General features: G+C 46.8%; 14 protein-coding genes. 4 read left to right on the top strand and 10 right to left on the bottom strand.

What is annotated here, in order from left to right; genetic code table 11:
* Positions 1-9: 9 nt before the first annotated feature.
* The 4 genes from ACXX82_RS21545 to ACXX82_RS21560 all read right to left on the bottom strand — a co-directional run bounded on the left by ACXX82_RS21545 (position 10) and on the right by ACXX82_RS21560 (position 5,562).
* Positions 10-858: a lytic transglycosylase domain-containing protein gene (locus ACXX82_RS21545; RefSeq protein ID WP_323507627.1), complete on the bottom strand. Its 849-nt coding sequence runs from the start codon at positions 856-858 to the stop codon at positions 10-12.
* On the bottom strand, positions 858-2,846 hold the full coding sequence (locus tag ACXX82_RS21550; protein WP_322238283.1) for a DNA topoisomerase IV subunit B: 1,989 nt from the start codon (positions 2,844-2,846) through the stop codon (positions 858-860). The genes ACXX82_RS21545 and ACXX82_RS21550 overlap by 1 nt, the downstream gene beginning before the upstream one ends.
* A gap of 667 nt (positions 2,847-3,513) precedes the next feature.
* Positions 3,514-4,683, bottom strand: coding sequence for a vWA domain-containing protein (locus ACXX82_RS21555; protein ID WP_322238285.1), 1,170 nt, complete (start codon positions 4,681-4,683; stop codon positions 3,514-3,516).
* A gap of 24 nt (positions 4,684-4,707) precedes the next feature.
* Complete coding sequence (locus ACXX82_RS21560; protein ID WP_322238287.1) at positions 4,708-5,562, bottom strand: AAA family ATPase; 855 nt, start codon at positions 5,560-5,562, stop codon at positions 4,708-4,710.
* Positions 5,563-5,755: 193 nt separating this feature from the next.
* Here ACXX82_RS21560 and ACXX82_RS21565 point away from each other — a divergent pair, with 193 nt between their 5' ends.
* The 3 genes from ACXX82_RS21565 to ACXX82_RS21575 all read left to right on the top strand — a co-directional run bounded on the left by ACXX82_RS21565 (position 5,756) and on the right by ACXX82_RS21575 (position 9,076).
* Positions 5,756-8,179, top strand: coding sequence for a site-specific recombinase (locus ACXX82_RS21565; RefSeq protein ID WP_322238289.1), 2,424 nt, complete (start codon positions 5,756-5,758; stop codon positions 8,177-8,179).
* A 210-nt stretch (positions 8,180-8,389) separates the two neighbouring features.
* Positions 8,390-8,710, top strand: coding sequence for a c-type cytochrome (locus ACXX82_RS21570; protein WP_322238292.1), 321 nt, complete (start codon positions 8,390-8,392; stop codon positions 8,708-8,710).
* Between the two features lie 12 nt (positions 8,711-8,722).
* Positions 8,723-9,076 carry a c-type cytochrome gene (locus tag ACXX82_RS21575; RefSeq protein WP_322238294.1) on the top strand — a complete coding sequence of 118 codons (354 nt, stop codon included), beginning with the start codon at positions 8,723-8,725 and terminating at the stop codon, positions 9,074-9,076.
* 307 nt (positions 9,077-9,383) lie between these two features.
* On the opposite strand, the gene ACXX82_RS21580 is transcribed toward ACXX82_RS21575, so the two are convergent.
* From ACXX82_RS21580 to ACXX82_RS21605, 6 genes are all read right to left on the bottom strand, one after another.
* The gene (locus tag ACXX82_RS21580; protein ID WP_322238295.1) at positions 9,384-9,809 is read right to left on the bottom strand and encodes a DUF1841 family protein; all 426 of its coding nucleotides are present in this window, start codon (positions 9,807-9,809) and stop codon (positions 9,384-9,386) included.
* A gap of 8 nt (positions 9,810-9,817) precedes the next feature.
* Complete coding sequence (locus ACXX82_RS21585; RefSeq protein WP_322238297.1) at positions 9,818-10,510, bottom strand: VIT1/CCC1 transporter family protein; 693 nt, start codon at positions 10,508-10,510, stop codon at positions 9,818-9,820.
* A 6-nt stretch (positions 10,511-10,516) separates the two neighbouring features.
* Positions 10,517-11,167, bottom strand: a complete 651-nt coding sequence (nth, locus tag ACXX82_RS21590) for an endonuclease III (RefSeq protein ID WP_323507633.1) — start codon at positions 11,165-11,167, stop codon at positions 10,517-10,519.
* Positions 11,164-11,919 carry an electron transport complex subunit RsxB gene (rsxB, locus tag ACXX82_RS21595; protein ID WP_458563680.1) on the bottom strand — a complete coding sequence of 252 codons (756 nt, stop codon included), beginning with the start codon at positions 11,917-11,919 and terminating at the stop codon, positions 11,164-11,166. Before rsxB ends, nth begins: the two co-directional genes overlap by 4 nt.
* Before the next feature lie 116 nt (positions 11,920-12,035).
* Positions 12,036-13,271 carry a polyhydroxyalkanoate depolymerase gene (locus ACXX82_RS21600; protein WP_322238303.1) on the bottom strand — a complete coding sequence of 412 codons (1,236 nt, stop codon included), beginning with the start codon at positions 13,269-13,271 and terminating at the stop codon, positions 12,036-12,038.
* Between the two features lie 752 nt (positions 13,272-14,023).
* A complete protein-coding gene (locus tag ACXX82_RS21605; protein WP_458563681.1) occupies positions 14,024-14,161 on the bottom strand; it encodes a hypothetical protein in 138 nt (45 codons plus the stop codon).
* Between the two features lie 124 nt (positions 14,162-14,285).
* On the opposite strand from ACXX82_RS21605, the gene ACXX82_RS21610 reads away from it, so the two are divergent.
* Positions 14,286-19,295 (top strand): hypothetical protein, encoded by a 5,010-nt coding sequence (locus tag ACXX82_RS21610; RefSeq protein ID WP_458563682.1) that lies wholly within the window; start codon positions 14,286-14,288, stop codon positions 19,293-19,295.
* The last annotated feature ends 322 nt before the right edge of the window (positions 19,296-19,617 follow it).

The following is a 19,617-nucleotide window of genomic DNA, read 5'->3' on the forward strand; positions in this document are numbered from 1 at the left end:
TCGTTTGGTTTATTCGATGATGGGTTGCAGACCGTCAGGCATATTTCTACGTCCGGGAATGACCAGGTGGATGCGAGGCCGGTTGCTGTGTTCAGCATCGCTCAAGCTGGAGTCTGCAAAATGATTACTGTCGTCTTGCACAATGGCATGCTGACTTTGAGCCGGTCTATATAGTTGGTAGAACTGCGCCACGATTTGTACATAATTACGCGTTTCAGGGAAGGGCGGAATCTGATTTTTGTATTTCCTTACTGCACCTTCTCCTGCATTGTATGAGGCGATTACCAGCTCCTGTTTATACGGAAACAGTAATATCAAATCACGTAAATAGCGCGCACCGAGACGTATGTTAGTGCGTGGATCGCTTAACTTTTCCTGTACCGTTTTTTTCTTGTCACTAATGACGCCGTAACGTTCGGCGGTGTCGGGCATAATTTGCATCAGTCCGACCGCGCCTTTTGGCGATACGGCAGCTGGATTAAACCCCGATTCCGCTGCCATGACAGCTTTCAACAATGCCGGTTCAAGGGAAAATTCTTTTGCGGCCTGATTAACAATCGCTTCAAATTTTTTAGTACCGGCATGTTGCGATAGATAGCGATATAGCGGCGTCTTTGTGAAGTTTGAATCCAGGCCGACTACTCGTTGGTCTTTATGGGAGAAGAAATTCGAGGAGTCAAAGGTCGCATTTCCTCGCATGTATAACTGGTAACGGTCAGTGATCTTTTCTGTAGCAAAATGCCCGACGCCTTGCTCGTCGATAAAACCATAAATATCGGCACGTGCGTTGACTGTGACCAGTACTGACATGAAAGTCAGTGAAAGTATCAGTCGACGTATGTGTGCCGAAGGTTTCATTAGATGTCGGCCTCGGCTTCGTTGCCGTGCTCTTCAATCCATGCCCGACGTGCTGAGGCTTCGCCTTTGCCCATCAACATATTAAAGCGATTTTCGGACGCCTCCAGATCAAACGCCCCGAGCATAATGGGTAGCAAGCGACGCGTATCCGGATTCATGGTGGTTTCCCACAACTGCCCGGCGTTCATCTCACCCAAACCTTTAAAGCGAGAAATGGTCCAAGACCCGTCCTTGACGCCATCTTTACGCAGCTTATCTTCGATCGCAGTGAGTTCACCGTTGTCTAATGCGTAAATTTTTTGTGCAGGTTTTTTCCCGCGGGCGGGTGCGTCAACCCGAAATAATGGTGGCCGTGCAACGCAAATATGCCCACGATCAATAAGCTGTGGAAAGTGGCGGAAAAACAGCGTTAGCAGCAACACTTGAATATGTGATCCATCGACGTCCGCATCTGACAATATGCAGATCTTTCCGTAACGGAGCGTGCTGAAATCGACTGTGTCATTTTTGCTATGGGGATCGATCCCGATAGCAACCGCCATATCGTGGATTTCATTATTCGCAAATAGGCGGTCGCGCTCAGTTTCCCACGAGTTCAGCACTTTTCCACGCAGAGGAAGAATCGCTTGAAACTCTTTATCACGTCCCATTTTTGCGGAGCCGCCAGCTGAATCACCCTCGACCAGAAATAACTCGTTACGACTAATATCGCTGGATTCGCAATCTGTCAGTTTGCCAGGTAACACGGCAATACCCGAGGTTTTTTTCTTTTCAACTTTTTGGGTTGAACGTAAACGATTTTGCGCCTGCTTGATAACGAGCTCGGCAAGTTTTTTACCGTATTCGACGTGATGATTGAGCCATAATTCTAGCGCTGGTTTAGTATAAGTCGAGATCAACTTTACCGCATCACGCGAATTCAGACGCTCTTTGATCTGCCCCTGAAATTGTGGATCTAACACTTTGGCCGATAAAACAAACGATACGCGGGCGAATACATCCTCCGGTAGCAGTTTGACACCTTTCGGTAACAGTGAGTGCATGTCAACGAAATTCTTCACTGCACCAAACAGCCCTTCGCGCAGACCGGATTCATGCGTTCCTCCAGCCGAGGTTGGAATCAGGTTGACATACGATTCACGGACGATACCGCCATCTTCAGTCCACGCCACGACCCATGCCGCACCTTCGCCTTCAGCAAATCCGTCGGTTTCTGCAGTGGCGTATTGTTCGCCTTCAAACAGCGGTATTAGCGGCTCAGAGCTAGACGATTGCGCTAACGACTCCATCAGATAGCCGCGTAACCCTTGGTCGTACTGCCAGGTTTGGCTATCATTGGTTTTGGCGTTGAGAAGGGTGACTTTGACGCCCGGAAGCAAAACCGCTTTTGAGCGCAGCAGACGCTGCAATTCCGGTTGTGAGATTGCGGGCGAGTCAAAATATTTTGGGTCTGGCCATGCAGTAACGCGTGTGCCGCTTTTTTTGTCGTCGCGTGTTTGGGGCCGGGTTTTTAACTGCTCAATGAGATCGCCACCGGCAAACGCCAGTTGATGAACGCCGCCTTCACGCCAGACGGTGATTTCAAGTCGCGTGGAAAGTGCATTGGTGACGGAAACACCGACACCGTGGAGGCCACCGGAGAATGCGTAAGCGCCACCGCTACCTTTATCGAATTTGCCGCCGGCGTGCAGGCGCGTGAATACAATTTCGACGGTAGGGACTTTTTCCTCCGGGTGCATACCAACGGGTATGCCTCGGCCATCATCTTCGACGCTGACGCTACCGTCGACATTTAACGTCACCAGAATATTTTTGCAATAGCCGCCCAGCGCCTCATCGGAGGCGTTATCAATCACTTCTTGAATGATATGGAGTGGATTTTCGGTCCGCGTGTACATGCCGGGACGTTGTTTGACAGGCTCCAGTCCCTTTAGGACGCGGATGGATGATTCACTGTAGTCGGAAATCGGAGATTTTTTAGTTGCCATGCAATTCAGTTGGGGTGCAGTTTTAATACTTGTCTTTTAGTAAATTAAGACAAAAAACAAGTAATATCAAAATGAGGGAAATCTCTACAAGAACGCATTCTAATGAAAAAATCGACGCAGCTCCAGAATAGGTCGTTTCTCGATGCAAAAACAGTTTGAACCAGCTAAAATGCGGCTGCTTGTTGTTTTTTAATAAATTTCTGAAAGGGGGTCATGACAACCACCGTCTTCAAAATACGTAAACATTCAAGAAAATAGGTTAGACCATACCGTGGTGTTGATGAAATTATCAAAATCTACAGTTTTGGTCGCTAGCTTTCAGCACTTCCCCCCATTATATGGACGTGACAGAAAATTGAAAGTTTGCTCTTCGATGGCGAAGATGGATAATTCAGGCATCTTAGAAAACTGATCACAAGCCGTAAGACTGTGGAGGTAAAAGAATGGCAGACACATACTCTCTAGCCATTGATTTTAGCGCATCTTCTCAGTCTAACATCCATTTTTTGCACGCTTTTACGACGACGTAAGAGTGTGATTATCGGTACGTAGACTAATCGAATACGTTGCACCAAAAGTCGCCGCACCATCTGTGAATTGGCGCTAACAAGCTAGCGAGCAAGCTGGCAGAGTTTTTCAGTTCAACACAGCGTTATTTACCCTTGTATCACTTGCTTAACAATCGCATCCCACGTTCCAACCCATCGATAGTCAGTCCGAACATGCGATTGCTCATCAACTGCTTCACTATTTCTACCGATTGCCGGTATTGCCAAAGACCTTCTGGCTCAGGATTTAGCCAGATGAATTTTGGAAAGGCATTAGTGAAACGCTGCAACCAATCGGCGCCAGCTTCGTCATTATTATATTCAACCGAGCCACCTGGTTGCAAAATTTCATAAGGACTCATGGTAGCGTCACCGACAAAAATCAGCTTGGTGTCAGGTTTGTATTTGCGCAGAATATCCCAGGTGGGGAACCGTTCCGCATGACGACGATGATTGTTTTTCCAGACATAGTCGTAGACGCAGTTATGGAAATAGAAGAAATCCATGTTTTTGAATTCGGTCTTAGCGGCCGAAAATAATTCCTCGGTACGAGCAATATGATCGTCCATACTGCCGCCGACATCGAGCAACATCAGTACTTTAATGTTGTTTTTTCGCTCTGCCTGCATTCTGATATCCAGATAGCCCGCATTGTTTGCGGTGGCCCGAATAGTGTCGTCCAGCGCTAATTCTTCCGCCACGCCTTCGCGGGCAAATCGACGCAGTCGACGCAGGGCGACTTTGATGTTGCGGGTATTGAGCTCACGCTCGTCATCATAGTCTTTGTAGGCGCGGGCTTCCCACACCTTTACAGCAGTGCGATTGCCGCCGCTGCCGCCCATACGGATGCCTTCAGGATTGGTGCCGCCATGGCCGAATGGCGATGTGCCACCCGTGCCGATCCATTTGTTTCCGCCTTCATGACGACCTTTTTGTTCTTCAAGTAGCTCTTTGATGCGATCCATGAGCTTGTCGTAGCCAAATTTTTCAAGCTGCGCCAACTGTTCAGGCGTCAGATCCCGCTTCATGCGCTGCGCCAACCACTCGGCAGGTATCTCAGGGTTTTTATCAAAAATCGCCTGAATGCCTTTGAAATACAATCCAAATGCCTTATCGAATTTATCGTAGTGCGCTTCGTCTTTGACCAATGTCGTTCTCGCCAAATAATAAAAATTATCCAGCGATGGCGTGATCACATGCTTTTGCAATGCTTCCAGCAAAATCAAAAACTCCTTGATTGATACAGGAATTTTGGCGTTTTTAAGTGTGTAGAAAAAATCGATCAGCATTAGAGTTTCGCAGAATGTTTCACATTAACGGTTTTTGCGCGCCATATACACTAAGCGCTCAAACAAATGCACGTCCTGTTCGTTTTTAAGTAACGCGCCATGCAAAGGCGGGACAATGGTCTTGATGTCGCTACTTTGCAGAGCAGAGGCCGGAATATCTTCAGCCAGTAATAATTTTAGCCAATCCAGTAATTCTGAGGTAGATGGTTTTTTCTTCAGACCGGCAACTTCACGCACTTGATAGAATGTTTCGAGCGCCTGCGCCAATAAATCTTTCTTCAATTGCGGAAAATGCACGTCGACGATATCGCGCATGGTTTCTTTGTCGGGAAATTTAATGTAATGAAAGAAACATCGACGCAGAAAAGCGTCCGGTAATTCTTTCTCATTATTCGATGTAATAATGACCAAGGGTCTAAATTTGGCCTTTACCATTTCACGGGTTTCGTAGACGTAAAACTCCATCCGATCAAGTTCTCGTAACAAATCATTGGGGAACTCAATATCGGCTTTGTCTATCTCATCGATCAATAAAACAACTTGTTGGTCTGCGTTAAACGCCTGCCACAACACACCTTGAATAATGTAATTGTGAATATCTTTGACCCGCTCGTCACCAAGTTGGGAGTCACGCAATCGTGATACGGCATCATATTCGTATAAACCTTGCTGTGCTTTCGTTGTCGATTTAATATGCCATTGCAACAACGGCATGTCCAGCGCGACAGCGACTTCCTCTGCCAGCATGGTTTTACCCGTTCCTGGCTCTCCTTTGATTAGCAGCGGCCGCTGCAGGACGAGTGCTGCGTTAACTGCTAACTTCAGGTCGTCTGTAGCGACGTAGTTACTGGAGCCTTCAAAACGGTGTTGTTGTCGCATGGCGTTGTCATCTGGAAGAAAATAAAATCCAGTATAAAGTAGAACGGCAAAAGACATAGTAAGGAGAGCAACAATGAGAAACTTGAAATAATGAAAAATTTTTCTTGGGAAAAATTGAACTGCGTACACTGTTTGCTGTTGTTTCAATGGCCGTACATATTCGACCATCTATTTGTTAAATAATAATTACAATATGAAAATATTTTTTCTGCGTTTGCGTGTCATGTGGCGGCGATTTCGCCAAGGTGACCGTTATCAAAATAATAGTCAAGATCACTACGCCATCGAGCTTGAAGCGTTAATGCGGCGCGCAAATCCGTTTGCATCCTGGCAAGAGCGTGCTAATTGGACGATTGATATCGCCGAGTGGATACGTCACGAACCCACCGTTTCCTTACTAGAGGAGGGGGCGTGGCGTCGGGTCAAGCAGCAACGTGTCGTTTTTATGCTGGATTGGTTGGATGCGCATCGCGACGTTCGCAGGATTGTGCAGACAACGCTACAAAAAACGTTGCGCGAAGCTGCGGGACCGGAGCTCTTTTGTGCGACTGGTTTGCCCAACGAGCCAGCGTTTTTCAATGAGCTTTCTGAACATGTCATTAAATATATATTGCCGAAGCCACCTGCGGAGGCCGATCTTTCTGTGCTATTTACAGCGATGTTTCCGCATCCTGAAGACGCCGAATGGTTGCTGGAGCTGGATGCAGAAACGGTGGAAAGGATTTGGAAGCTCACCGCGGATGACGGTATCTCGCACATGTATCACCAGCAGATAGATGAGGCGCTCATTTATCTGGTAACAGCAGTTTTGGCAGATGGCATTAGTAAAGCCTTCCGTTATCGCCTTGATCCAAAGATGCCGTTGCAAGCGACCCCGTTCATGGTGCTGCGCCGCGAGCTGGAGCGTTACTTATACCTAAGTCCTACCGACGAAGGTGCCTTGCGCAGCGTACGTATGCTGATCGCCGTCTGCCAGGCGCAAACGGATCGGATTTATGGTCATTTAGATGAATATGGCGTATCTGTCAGTCTGGTGTATCGCGTGGAGAGAATGCGTGCGCATTTGAGCCGAATGACTCGCCTGATCGATTTACGTGCGGCGGTCGCATCTAATCTGGCACTGGATGTATCGAAAACGCTTCAGAATGCACCGAATAGCGAATTCAGCGATGAATCAAGCGAAGAATTTACTGATAGCTGGGGTGAAGATGGCGCGACTGCAATTGGCGGTGTAAGGCATCGAATCATTGCTGGATCTGCCTCAATAACGAGTGTGCGAACGGTCAAGGCGGTTTCAAAGACCGGTACCGGTCAAATTCAGGCACTTTTGGTAGATTTTATATTAGCGCACCATCACAGATCATCAATTCGTGGCTTAGTACGTCGCAGCTTTTCATTACTTGCCCGCAAAATGGTGGAACGTAATGCTGATCATGGCGAACACTACATTGCGCGTGACCGAAAGGAATACCGGGCAATGTTAATGGCTGCATGCCGTGGCGGCGTCTTGACAGCGTTCACTGTGCTAGGCAAATCGCTATTGTCTTCGGCTGGCCTGGCACGGTTTTTCGAAGGTCTATTTGCCTCATTAAATTACGCGGTCAGTTTTCTGGCAATATCCGCCATCGGCGGTGTTTTGGCGACCAAACAACCTGCCGTAACCGCACCGGCGCTGGCAGCAAAGATGAGCCAGCTCGATACAGTCGAAGGTTTGCGGACATTACTTGCGGAAGTTGCGCTGTTGTTACGTTCGCAGGCCGCTGCCGTTTTTGGTAATTTGATAGCAGTAGTGCCGACGATGCTAGTCATTTCGCTGGTCATCACGCTTACTACCCACGCGCCTATGCTGGACGTCGGGCATGCGCAAGCGACGATAGATAGTTTGTCGATCATCGGCCCTACGCCATTATTTGCGGCTTTAACGGGCATCTTGCTGTGGTTATCCAGCCTTGCCTCCGGCTTTGCGGACAATTGGTTTGCTCTGCGTAGACTGCGCGAGGCCTTGACCCATCAACGTCGCCTCATCCGCGTTTTAGGTGCGCCACGGGCGCAGCGATGGGCAGCGTGGCTTGAACATCATATCGCTCAGATCGTCGGTAATATTTCACTTGGACTTCTACTCGGCATGTCGCCTGTGATTGTCCAATTTTTTGGTCTTCCTCTGGACGTCCGTCACGTGACGCTTGCGACCGGCAGCTTGACGGCAGCGGCAAGCAGTCTGGGTTGGACTGTAGTGATGTCGCCACATTTTTGGTTGGCAGTGGTGGGCATAGCGAGCGTCGGAGTGCTCAATGTCGGAGTCTCGTTTGGATGTGCTTTGGTGCTCGCATTGCGTGCCCGAGAAGTGCCGGTACGGATTCGTCGAGTCGTATTTAGAGCTGTATTAAGGCGCTTCAGTGCTTCACCACGCTCTTTTTTGTTTTCCGAGGTAGTGGCTCAGGCGCATCCGGCCCAGGATAGCGAGGAGATTCGGAGCGAAGAGCCGGAAGTCGGTACTGAACCTTATTCTGAAACTGACAGGGAGCATGGAACACAGAGTAAAACACAGAATATCATCGAGGTTGTGTCGGAACCGACCACCCCAACATCGACTACATTAGGCGAAACCAAGCGTTAGGCTGATAAATGCTGTTGCTGGACGTGGACTAGGTGTTAACTTTGAGTTAGACTTAACCGTTTTTTGGTTTCCGATAGCGCAACATTTTGTCCCGCTTGTTTACTTCAGGCGGTAATGACATGAATGGCATCTTATAAACACTAAGTTGCAAGCGCAACGAAGATCGAACCGGTTTCGCTACAACTACTCGGCTATTTACCCACAGCTATTATGAAAAAATTAATTGCATTTCTCGCGCTTGCGGGTATTGCCAACTTCGCCGCAGCTACGGACGTCGTCGGTAACGCTAAGGCAGCTGAAAACAAGGTATCCATGTGTATTGGATGCCACGGTATTCCTGGCTATAAAGCTAGTTTTCCCGAGGTATATCAAGTACCGATGCTTGGCGGTCAATCTGCCAAGTACATTGAAAATGCGCTGGCTGCCTATAAGAAGGGTGATCGCCAACATCCGACGATGCGTGGAATTGCAGCTTCGTTGTCGGATCAGGATATGGCTGATCTTGCCGCTTATTACTCTCAGCAAAAATAAGGAACCCACACTATGAAAAAAATTCTTGTTGGCGTGGTGTTTATCCTTTCCGCGAGTGCTTCTGTCGGTGCACTGGCAAGCGGTAACATCGCCGCTGGTGAAGCCGCAGTCAAAAAATATTCGTGTGCATCTTGTCATGGGGCGAACTTACAAACGCCAATCGATCCAGCTTATCCAAAGTTGGCCGGTCAGCATCAAGACTATCTTCAGCACGCTCTGATTTCTTATCAGCGCGGTGCTGCTGGCCCAAATGGCCGCACAAATGCGATTATGGGTGGGGTTGCTAAGGCGTTGACGCATCAGGACATTCAGGATATTGCTGCTTATATCCATAGCTTGCCAACATCGTTGGTCTTGCGTAAGTAAGATATTGATATAATTTAAAGAACGGTTCAGAAGTTGCTAGTAACTTCTGAACGACAAAAAGCCACCATATTTTGTATGGTGGCTTTTTGTCGTTGTTTTCTTGTTCTAAAAAGCTTTGTGAAATAACGTATGTAAGGCATGGACTAACGAGATGTGTGACCAAATACGGAAGATCGCCAAGCCGTCTAATCGTTTAAGGATGTGTACATAAATATCCCCCCGTTACCTCTCTAACTAATCAAGCGCTAGACCGCGATGTCTCAGAGGTCGAACGCAGTGCATTCATGCTATTAACCCTCTGTATCTGCTACATCTTCTTTTTGACACACTCAATATATTCAGCACCATCTGGCGCCAAGCCGCTCCGCTGCGCGTTCCAGATCATCTGGCCTAGACATTCCATGATGTGATGATAGGCATCATGTTCCGATTGTAGTCTCTGTGTCAGCGCAGTCGATGCTGCACGAATCCCAGGTGGCTGATCGATCGAAATCTGTTCGGCGATTGATAGGTGCATCGCCAAGTGCAGAAATGGATTTGTCTGGCCATTTTCGACTGAATAATCGGCGGCAAGAGCAGCATCGACATCGTTCAAATCATTTGAATATTCTGGATGCTGCATAATCCAATCACGGGCAATAGCCTCAATTGGGGTGAGTATTTCGTTCGCCCGATACTTACGATAGGCTTCACAGAAAAACCGACGGACGTCTTGTTGAGAGGGATTGAACATAGATAATTTTAGCTAATGAGTCTTGCGATACTGAAAGCCGCTGCCGCTGCCAGGCCGCCGACGAGCAATGTTTGCAAGCCGGATTTAAGCGCGCCGGTCCCGGTTACACTACCTTTCAGGTAACCAAACACAAACAACGCCAGCAGTGTGACGATAGTCGATACTGTAAGTGCGCTGTGGGTAGAGTTCATAAATATATAAGGCGCGAGAGGAATCAAACCACCGACCAGATATGAGAGCGCAATTGTTATTGCACTTTTTCTTGCGGCGCCAGGATGCGGCTCCTCCAGTCCGAGTTCAAAGCGCATCATAAAATCCCGCCAGGCCAGTGGCGTGCGTTCGAGCCCGGCCAGCATCGGCTCACATTCTTGTTTGGTGACGCCATACTGCGCCATGATGTCGATCACTTCCCTGCGTTCTCTATGAGGGACGGTCAAAATCTCTTGCTCTTCACGGTCACGCTCAGCGTAATAATGCTGGCGTTCAGTACGTGCTGCAAGATAACCGCCTAATCCCATGGCAATTGATCCAGCGGCTATTTCGGCGACACCGGCGGTAACGATAATATTCATCGCCACCGACGCGCCGCTGATACCCGCTGCAAGTGCAAACGGAACCGTCAGGCCGTCTGCCATTCCAATCACGATGTCGCGGACTGTGTCGCTGGCTTCGAAGTGATGTTCAGTATGAGGGGTCGGCATGGCGCTTTATATACCTTTTTCAGGTAATGGTGTTTTGGTTTTGTAGTCACAAAGATCTGCGATTGTGCAGTTCCAGCACAGAGGCTTGCGTGCGATACACGTATAGCGGCCAAGTAGTATAAGCCAGTGGTGCGCATCTTGCTGAAACTCTACAGGTACCACTTTCATCAATTTATGCTCAACGATATTGACGTCTTTACCGGGCGCAAGTCCGGTTCGGTTCGAGACGCGAAAAATATGCGTATCAACGGCAATGGTCGGTTCCCCGAAAGCGGTGTTTAGCACCACATTGGCTGTCTTACGACCAACGCCAGGTAACGCCTCCAACCCTTCACGTGTATGCGGAACTTCTCCAGCATGGCGTTCAATGAGCAGTCGGCATGTTTCGATCGTATTTTTGGCTTTTGTCCGAAATAATCCAATGGTTTGAATATATGGAATCAGCCCGTCGATACCGAGAGCTAGAATTTTCTCTGGCGTATTTGCAATGGGATACAACATGCGCGTGGCTTTGTTGACGCTTACGTCTGTAGCTTGCGCTGACAGCAACACAGATATGAGTAATTCAAATGGCGAGGTGTATAGAAGTTCGGTGGTCGGGTTTGGCATGACAGCACGCAAGCGGTTAAATATTTCGCGACGCTTCTCTGTATTCATGACAGATCCTCAGCCTGTGGCTTAGGCTGTATCCCAGCTTGTTGTTCTTTTTTTAGTCGAGCGCGTTCAATCGCTGCCTGAATGATCGCTTTTTTGCGTTCTTGTTCGATTTTTTGCTCTGGATTGTTAGTTGCCTCCGCCGCTATAACCCTCAATTTGTCGGCCGCTTTGGCGGCGAGACGGTCGTCGTTTTCTTGCTTTTCACGTTTTAAGCGTGCATCTCTAAAATCGTGACGTTGGCGTGCGTCGGTTGCTTGTTGTTGGGTCCAGGCTTCCCAGCCGGTCTTGTCTTGCGTTACATCGACCATGCTAATACAGTCAACGGGGCAGGGTGCGACACATAAATCACAGCCAGTGCACAGGTCTTCTATGACGGTATGCATCTGTTTTGCTGCTCCTAAAATTGCGTCAACCGGACAAGCTTGAATGCACAGAGTGCAGCCGATGCAAATCGCCTCATCAATGATGGCACGTGGGCGCGGGCGCTCAGCACCATTGACTGGGTTAAGCGGAATTATCGGCGCACGCAATAGTTGCGCGAGGCGGTTCACGCCCTCTTGTCCGCCCGGTGGGCATTGATTATAGAGGGCGCTGCCTTCCGCTATCGCTTCGGCGTACGGGCGACAACCTGAAAATCCACACTTAGTGCATTGCGTCTGAGGCAGTAGCGACTCAATATGGTCGGCAAGGTCGGCGGTAGAGGGGGTAGTTTGGTTAATAGTTTGATTAAACACAGCAGATGATAACAACATAAAAGGTTTATTATCCGCGTAAATCAGCGGCGGGCTAAATAGAAAAAGCCACTCTATTTTAATGAGTGGCTTTTTAAACGGTAGAACGGCTCAGATCGACATCATTATCATTATCATTAAGCGTTGGCCTTGATGAATTCTGTGATCTTAGGGGCAATCATTTCACGCCAGCGACGGCCCGAAAATATCCCGTAATGTCCGCATTTCTCTGCGGTGAAATGCTGTTTCATTGCAGTCGGAAGAGATGCGCATAAATCATGCGCAACTTTGGTTTGCCCTGGTCCTGAAATATCATCAAGTTCACCTTCAATGGTGAACAAGGCAACGGTCTTGATATCTTGCGGCTTGACGAGTTTTCCGTCAATTTTCCAAGTCCCGAGCGGAAGACTGAAGTCCTGAAACACCGTTTTAATGGTATCTAAATAATAGTCGACAGGCATATCCAGTACCGCATTGTACTCGTCATAAAACTTGCGATGATTTTCTGCGGACTCGTTATCACCTTGGCGCAGGTGCATATAGAAGTCCCAATGACTTTGTGCGTGGCGATTCGGATTCATTGCCACAAAACCAGCGTGTTGCAGAAAACCAGGATAGACCTTGCGGCCTGCGCCTGGATAATTCGAGGGTACAGTATAGATTACGGTATTTTCGAACCAGCTAAACGGCTTTTCAGTTGCCAGATCATTGACTTCGGTTGGGGAAATCCGTGCATCGATCGGGCCACCCATCATCGTCATGGTTTTCGGAAGTTTTGGATCTTTTTCGCTCGCCATCAAGGAGATCGCAGCGAGTACCGGAACGGTCGGCTGACATACTGAAATCACGTGCAGATCAGGACCTAATAACCGTATAAAGTCCTGAATATAAAACACGTAATCATGTAAATGGAAAGCACCTTCGGATTCGGGCACCATGCGTGCATCTGTCCAGTCAGTGATGTAGACATCATGATCAGCCAATAAAACATTCACCGTATCGCGCAGTAGAGTGGAGTGATGTCCTGACAACGGGGCGGCTAGCAGTACAGTCGGCTGCTTAAGTGCTGCCAATTCTTTTTTGTTTAAATCTTTCTTAAAATGCAATAACCGACAAAAAGGTTTTGTCAGCTCAACCTCTTCAATAATGGCAACTTCCTTGCCATTAATTAAAGTGGAGACAATATCAAAATTTGGCTTTTCATAATCTTTCCCCAGTCGATACATCAGTTCGTAGCCAGCAGCGATGCGCTGCGCAAATGGTGAATGGGCAAGCGGTGACACCGGATTGGTAAAAAGCTTTGCACTCGTTTCGGCGAATTGCACCAGAGGCGTTAATAGAGAACGACTAAATTCGTGCATGTGATAGAGCATACAAACCTCTTAGGTAACTCTTTGGCGGATAAGTGGGGATTACTGTGCCGCAACGCCGCAAGTAGATTGTTTTAATTATTGTGTCGCTTAATGGTACAGGTTGGCAAAGGTAAAATTACCTAAAGGCAATGTATTTCTTTACTCTCAGCATTATATAGCGTATCGCAGCATTCATCCGTTAGGTACTGCTCCTTATTTGACGAATATCTTGATCGTTATGAAGAATTGTGCAAATTTGATATGTGAATTTGGCTTAATACTTACCCTTGTTCATGCCGTTTGCGAATGACACTCTTTCAAACACTCTTTCAAATTGTCCCTTATATAAGTGCATCGAAGGTCATTTTTACAAGAAATAAAATATTGAGCTGATCTGAAATTTTTTGATAGCTATAAAGTGAATTCGGGGGACTGATGCTAGAAACCCACGATAAACAAAGAGTTCGTCTTACGCCATTTATCTATTTCTCTACAAATGAGACTTTAGTTCTTGTCCTAACGACAGATCAAAGTAGCAATGATATTTTTGAGAGGCTAACTTAAACCAGCAATGAAGTAATCGTTATCAGCGTTGTTGGGTGGGCGCGCAGGGAGGATAAATGCTTTCTTTGTTCGCATGAAACGAAACCACTAATGCCAGATGGTTGCACGTGACGTTTATCCTCTGAATCAGTGATTAATTCTCCTTGTGCATTAGCGAACAAGTATGTCATTCGCAGCCTCGAAGTTATTCATTTTTTTCATTAAATTCATTAAGGGATGCGCATGGTGCGTACCAGCTTTACCCCATCAACCTCAGCCGCCTCTGCGAGTTTCGCGGCCCGCGGATCGGAGCCATCTTCAAAATCCCAATCGACATTTATCAACGCCGTCATAAACTGTAGCGGCATTGAAGTGCCACTTCGCAACGGGAAGTCATCTCTTAACGCCAAGTTCCCGCGGGCAACGCGCCGACAACGCATTCAAAGTGAGCTAGAGAATAAAATAATAAATGACAAAAAAGAACAGACAGACATGAAGAAACTTCGAGAGGGGTTCGAATACGTACAATTTGGCACGAACCCTAGCGAAGCTTCCTGTTGTGATTCAGGCTCAGAAGGAGCGCCCATAAAAACAGGATTAGCCCTAGCAGCTATGCTAATCACTAATGCATGTAAACCAGAACAATTATTGTCAGCTTTCTGCAATCAGACAGGAACACGTTTTACGGCCTTGCCAGATACGAAGGAGGGCCTGCCTCTGACGGCCCCTGACACATGTCCGATCAATAGTACGACTCAGGCAACGCCGTCAAACATTCCTACATTAAGCGATATCGGCAATAGCATTTTATCGTTTGGACAATCCATCTATAACAGCTTACCGGCTTTACCAAGGTCGCGGATGTTGGTAGAGGCGCATACTGGCGGTAGGCAAGTGAGGGCATTTTGGGGGCGAGAGTACCCTCATTGGGGCGCGGGTGGTAACCAGAAAGTCGTAACCAATAATACTGCCGAGAAGCTCCGCCCCAACGTATTTTCTGCGTTTCCCTCGTCATTAGATGCGGATGCGATTATGGGTGGGTTAAATGCCTTTCAACGTTGGCCCGCAAATATTAATCAGGATGAGAGATTGAAGGGCATCGCACTTACGCGCCTGAGTGACAATATCGCAAATATTTATCAGCTCCTTTATGTGTTCAAGCCATTAATATTACGCAACTGGGGAAGTGACCCAACTATCAGTCAATATGAGTATTCGGTCTTAAAATATGCTGTGCAGTCCCAGTCTTACGGAACTAACAGCACGGGTGTTTCGATTAACCCCGCAGAACCCCAACTGGCCTGGCCGCAAGCAGAATTACGCCACGAGATCGCGCAGCTTTTCTTTATGGCTTTAACGGAGATAAACAGGCTATCCGGTACTCAGGCTTTATCAAGTTACATAAATTCCAAGGCTAAGTTGGAATTGGCAACTAATCCGACATTGGATAAATTGTCCAAATTTTCGGATCGTATAAAAGCCGAGATTATTCATCAGCTAGAGATACAAGTGCCAAACTTTTTGCCGAATGATCGTAGTAAGTTGAACTTGCTCGCAAAGTGGTTTGTTGATGCTACATTAATCGGTGTTGATCCTTTGTTCCACCCACAGCTCGATCTTGATCACCCCGATTTTCGTTACGCTTCTTACCTTAGCCCTGATGGCACATTAATGAGTATTGGGGCAGGGTTTATGAATCAATTTCCAGCGAAGGCGGGAGGCCGAATGACTCCCGAAGTTTTACGTGAGGCAGGTCTGCATAGTTTAATTGATCTTGATCCTTTAGCATGGTCTTCCTCTACAGGGACCGCCCTCATACGCTTCGACGATTCGCGTGCAAATGACATTGCAGGTGAACGTTTGGGGAGCGCAGCGGACCGTATGAAATCTGGACTAGCCTTTCTGATTGCGCCTGAAATTCCAAAGATCAGGTTGATGCAAAAAGTTAAGCTTAGCGAGGAGGAGTTTTTGATCTGTGTCAATGATCGGTTTAACGATGACGCGGTTCACAATCAGCAATCCAAGGATGCGTTAGGTCGACTAGAGCAAAGTAAATTTGATTTATACAATTACGGCCTTGAGCATTTGCCACTAAGCCATCAGAAAAATTTAATCAGGGCGGCCCATTTTGGTGCATTAGAAATATTTGTGCCAAGAGTGATTTTATACGAGGGAAAACATGGCGATATTGCCCATAAAGCTACGTTCAAAGCGACGTCGGGGCTCATTGCAAGTGTGGGAAATTCGGGCAGCGGTGCGCCTCCCGAGTACTATTTGTTTTCTGAGGAGGGCTACTGGGGTTCACCCGTTGTTTCTGTCATCACTTCCTACGTAAAGGAGTCGGGCGGGGTTGCGGCGTATGTCAACAAACATCATGCGAGCTTCACTAGCGGCGTTCGATTTAAGCCATCCAATCAAACCTCTTTCGAAACAGCATCCTTTTCTACCTATGCAACAAATCTAAAAGAAATTGCCCTTGTCGTAAGTCAGGTACAGAGTTTTCCCTCAGCTATACATCAACGATTTACCGATGCGTCGTCGACGCAACGAATGCATATAACGTTGGCCCAAAAAATATTCAGCTCCAGTATTTATACACTTGGAAAATTTATTATAGGTATGGTTCCGTATGGTAATTGCGTGATCGCCGTCCTTGATACTGCAGAAATGGTTGCGTTGCCAGCCGAAACCGATAAAGGTAAAGTTGAGCAAGCTACGGTGATAGCAACAGATGCCCTATTTTGTTTCACTGGATTGGTCAACGAAGTAAAGGAAGCAAAAGTCGTGATGAACTCTGCTCGAGCTGTTTTTCGTTCCAGATCTCCCAATGAATTTGCTGAAACGAAGATTAAAGAGCATTTGGCAGGGCCATCGCTCAACAAGGATGAGAAGGTGGGATTGACGAATGGCGGCCTTAGATTTGACACTGTGAAACATCTTGCCAATAACCCGGCAGATTTACACTTTAGAACTGGTATCTCCCACTTTATCGAATTCGCACCAAGCGCGATCAGCCCCACCCCAAACAAAATATCGTTTAAGAAAGACAACCTAAACGTACCGAACAATTTAGTTCCTAAAGGACTTTTCCAAAAGTCTGAGGGAGGACCGATATGTTTGGTGTTGGCCTTAGATAATACTGAAAAAAGAGTCGGTTATCTCTGGAATGAATCGGAAAAACAATTGGAATTGCAGACCGATCAATGGTTCGATGCATATAGTGAATTGACCGATGAAGATATTCAAATCGTAGACCTATTCACGAAAAATGCTCTGACTCACATAACTTCAACCCGAATATCGGATATGTTGTACAACAATAAATGTCTCAATGCAGTGCGTAAATTTTACTATCAGAGTTATTTCGCACATCCGCCGGAAAATATCAATCACGGTGTCTATACCGTTGGAGATCGACAGTACCTTAAGCTTGATGAAGAATTTTATTTACTGGAGGAGCAATCTAAGCCTAGTTTGGAGCGTCGTATTATTGGCGAGCAAATGCCGGAAGATTTAAGTCTTGACGTCCAGTATGACGGAAAAAAATGGAGGGTAATAAAAAATTATTTGATTACTCCTGCGACCAAACTGACTAACACTGTCGCAACGTTTGAGGAGGCGATAAAACATGGATTTAATTTGCCAGAAGGTTGGTCGACGTCTGCGATGTTCTTTGACAACTCCAACCCCGATCAATTTGTTTTAAGCCTCAGGGACAGCGAAGGCAACACCAAATATCGTCTCGGCCCGAATCGAAAAGGTGCTTTGGATGAACTAGAAATTACAGCGTTTGAAAAAAATAGATGCAGGATTAAACGAGCGCCACCGTTTGGTTCTCAAGCAGCTTGTGGTTCTCAGGGGGCTTACTTTGCCTCACTTCCAGCGGAAGCCGCGCGTAAAGAGGCAATAAATCAGCTCGTTGAGCTGGATGTTGAAACGCGTCCCTATTACGAACGTCCGTTGCTTCAACTTGAAATAGTTCGAGACGTCGAAAAAATTCAAAATGCATTCCAAAATAATCCCGAACTTTCACAGCATTTCTTGCTTTTAACCGATAATATTGTCAACAAGCCAAAATTGACTTTAGCTGCTGCAATGGAAGAGGTTGGTCAATTAAAGTGGGCGGATCGAGAGTTGCCCGCAGATAGGTTGATGGACTTGACGGACTTTTGGGAAGAAATAAAATCGCAATTAGCGAGCGAATCTTCTAACGATTTTGGAAGGCAGCGTGAGGCTTTGGGTGAGACCTGCGAGTTAAATTTGCGACTCGTCGAAAGCCAACGACAATATGATGAATTAGGGAATGTTTACATCAACAAAGTAAGATGGTTGAATAAATTGAATCGAGAGTACGAAAGCGACTTCGTTGAGGCGCAGCAAAGTGTGACATCTCGGTTATGGAAAACAATATTTGGACCCGCTTTAACATCAGGTTTCACCAAGTCTGGCGGCTGGACGTTTGAGGTACGCGCAAAAGGATTCTCTCAAATAAGAGAAAAATATGGCGCAGAATTTGCTAGTGAAATTCGTCATGCCTACGCCTACACTCATGATCTCGCTGGGCAGTTAGTAGATTGGTCGCAAAATGCTCCTCAACAATTTTGGAGCCAGACTTCTACCTTTTTTCATGTTGAGGAAGAGAGCCTGACATCAGATTACAAGCAAAGAATTCTACAAACACTAACAGAATTTCAGGGATATTCTGCTCCAGACAGAGTCGATAAATTACGCGTCATCTCTCCGTCCGTCAGTCCAGAAGGGGTGCAGTACAAATATAACGTACAGGAACACGTGAGGGGTGTTCCGCAGGAGGCAACACTTTTTGGCAACGTTGTTACAGCTTACACTTATACGGGGGGGCCACGCCGCGGCCAGCTATATTTAACGACCTCAGCATTTTTGTCCCCAGTCAGCGGTCGTCATCAATTGGGGGAGTCCTTGCAACATGAATTATCGCACCTGGCAATACCCGATAGCCATATGGAGATTTACCTTGATGCTGGCAGTACAAAATACGGACACTACCCAATAAATGGAATGCGTCGTAACGCTGATGCGATACTTAGTTCGCCCGCAGCTTTTCTAAAGTACGCTGAGTTGATTACTTCGGTAAAACAAAGCTTCCTAGAGCATTTTAAGCTGGTGTCGCCCGATAGTCTGGAAAAGTATCTGCCCGAAGGGCTTGCTGACGTTAGTGATAAACGCTTTGAAAAATTCATAAAAAAACTTTTTCAGGGGCCTGCTGATGACAAAGTAAAAGCCTTCATGCTGCCCGATATATTTGTAGCATGGTGTCAACATATGTTGAGTGCAATACCAGAGGCAGGTGCCGAACAAGCAAAAATGAAAAATCGGCGCCATGTGGCCCCTAACGATATGGATACACAAGTGCACAGACTTTTAGTACGTGAATTGTTTGATAGTGGCAATCAAAAAAAGCATAATATTGATTCCGTACCTTTTTTCGAAGAAGACAAAAAAGGTCCGAATAATTCTGTGTAACTGCATGGCTTCAAATAAAGCTTCGGGTATTCCCAAGCCGAATAATAAGACTTCTAATAGCCAGTCGCTGATTGGCGCAGTCTATTTTTTTCTCTATTGCGTTGATCGCTAAATAAATAACCCACTCACCGTTTCATCAGTAGAGAGTACCGCCGCTTTATGATGGCGTGCCAAATCACAATTTAACGCTTTAATAGTATTCGGGGTGTTGGCAAATTGCACGTTCTAAATGGGCGCACAAAAACCACATTTACAAGAAATAAAATGTTGCGCTGATCTGAAATTTTCAATGGCTACAACGCCAATTCGAGGGCTGGCGCTC

Source organism: Glaciimonas sp. GNP009, from assembly GCF_054343755.1.

Excerpts from the sequence above, each read along its gene's own strand:
- ACXX82_RS21605 (WP_458563681.1), bottom strand. The coding sequence starts at position 14,161 with ATGCCGCTACAGTTTATGACGGCGTTGATAAATGTCGATTGGGATTTT.
- ACXX82_RS21585 (WP_322238297.1), bottom strand. The coding sequence starts at position 10,510 with ATGCCGACCCCTCATACTGAACATCACTTCGAAGCCAGCGACACAGTC.
- ACXX82_RS21560 (WP_322238287.1), bottom strand. The coding sequence starts at position 5,562 with ATGCGACAACAACACCGTTTTGAAGGCTCCAGTAACTACGTCGCTACA.
- rsxB (WP_458563680.1), bottom strand. The coding sequence starts at position 11,919 with ATGTTGTTATCATCTGCTGTGTTTAATCAAACTATTAACCAAACTACC.
- ACXX82_RS21555 (WP_322238285.1), bottom strand. The coding sequence starts at position 4,683 with ATGCTGATCGATTTTTTCTACACACTTAAAAACGCCAAAATTCCTGTA.
- nth (WP_323507633.1), bottom strand. The coding sequence starts at position 11,167 with ATGAATACAGAGAAGCGTCGCGAAATATTTAACCGCTTGCGTGCTGTC.
- ACXX82_RS21550 (WP_322238283.1), bottom strand. The coding sequence starts at position 2,846 with ATGGCAACTAAAAAATCTCCGATTTCCGACTACAGTGAATCATCCATC.
- ACXX82_RS21610 (WP_458563682.1), top strand. The coding sequence starts at position 14,286 with ATGAAGAAACTTCGAGAGGGGTTCGAATACGTACAATTTGGCACGAAC.
- ACXX82_RS21545 (WP_323507627.1), bottom strand. The coding sequence starts at position 858 with ATGAAACCTTCGGCACACATACGTCGACTGATACTTTCACTGACTTTC.
- ACXX82_RS21580 (WP_322238295.1), bottom strand. The coding sequence starts at position 9,809 with ATGTTCAATCCCTCTCAACAAGACGTCCGTCGGTTTTTCTGTGAAGCC.
- ACXX82_RS21565 (WP_322238289.1), top strand. The coding sequence starts at position 5,756 with ATGAAAATATTTTTTCTGCGTTTGCGTGTCATGTGGCGGCGATTTCGC.
- ACXX82_RS21570 (WP_322238292.1), top strand. The coding sequence starts at position 8,390 with ATGAAAAAATTAATTGCATTTCTCGCGCTTGCGGGTATTGCCAACTTC.
- ACXX82_RS21575 (WP_322238294.1), top strand. The coding sequence starts at position 8,723 with ATGAAAAAAATTCTTGTTGGCGTGGTGTTTATCCTTTCCGCGAGTGCT.
- ACXX82_RS21600 (WP_322238303.1), bottom strand. The coding sequence starts at position 13,271 with ATGCTCTATCACATGCACGAATTTAGTCGTTCTCTATTAACGCCTCTG.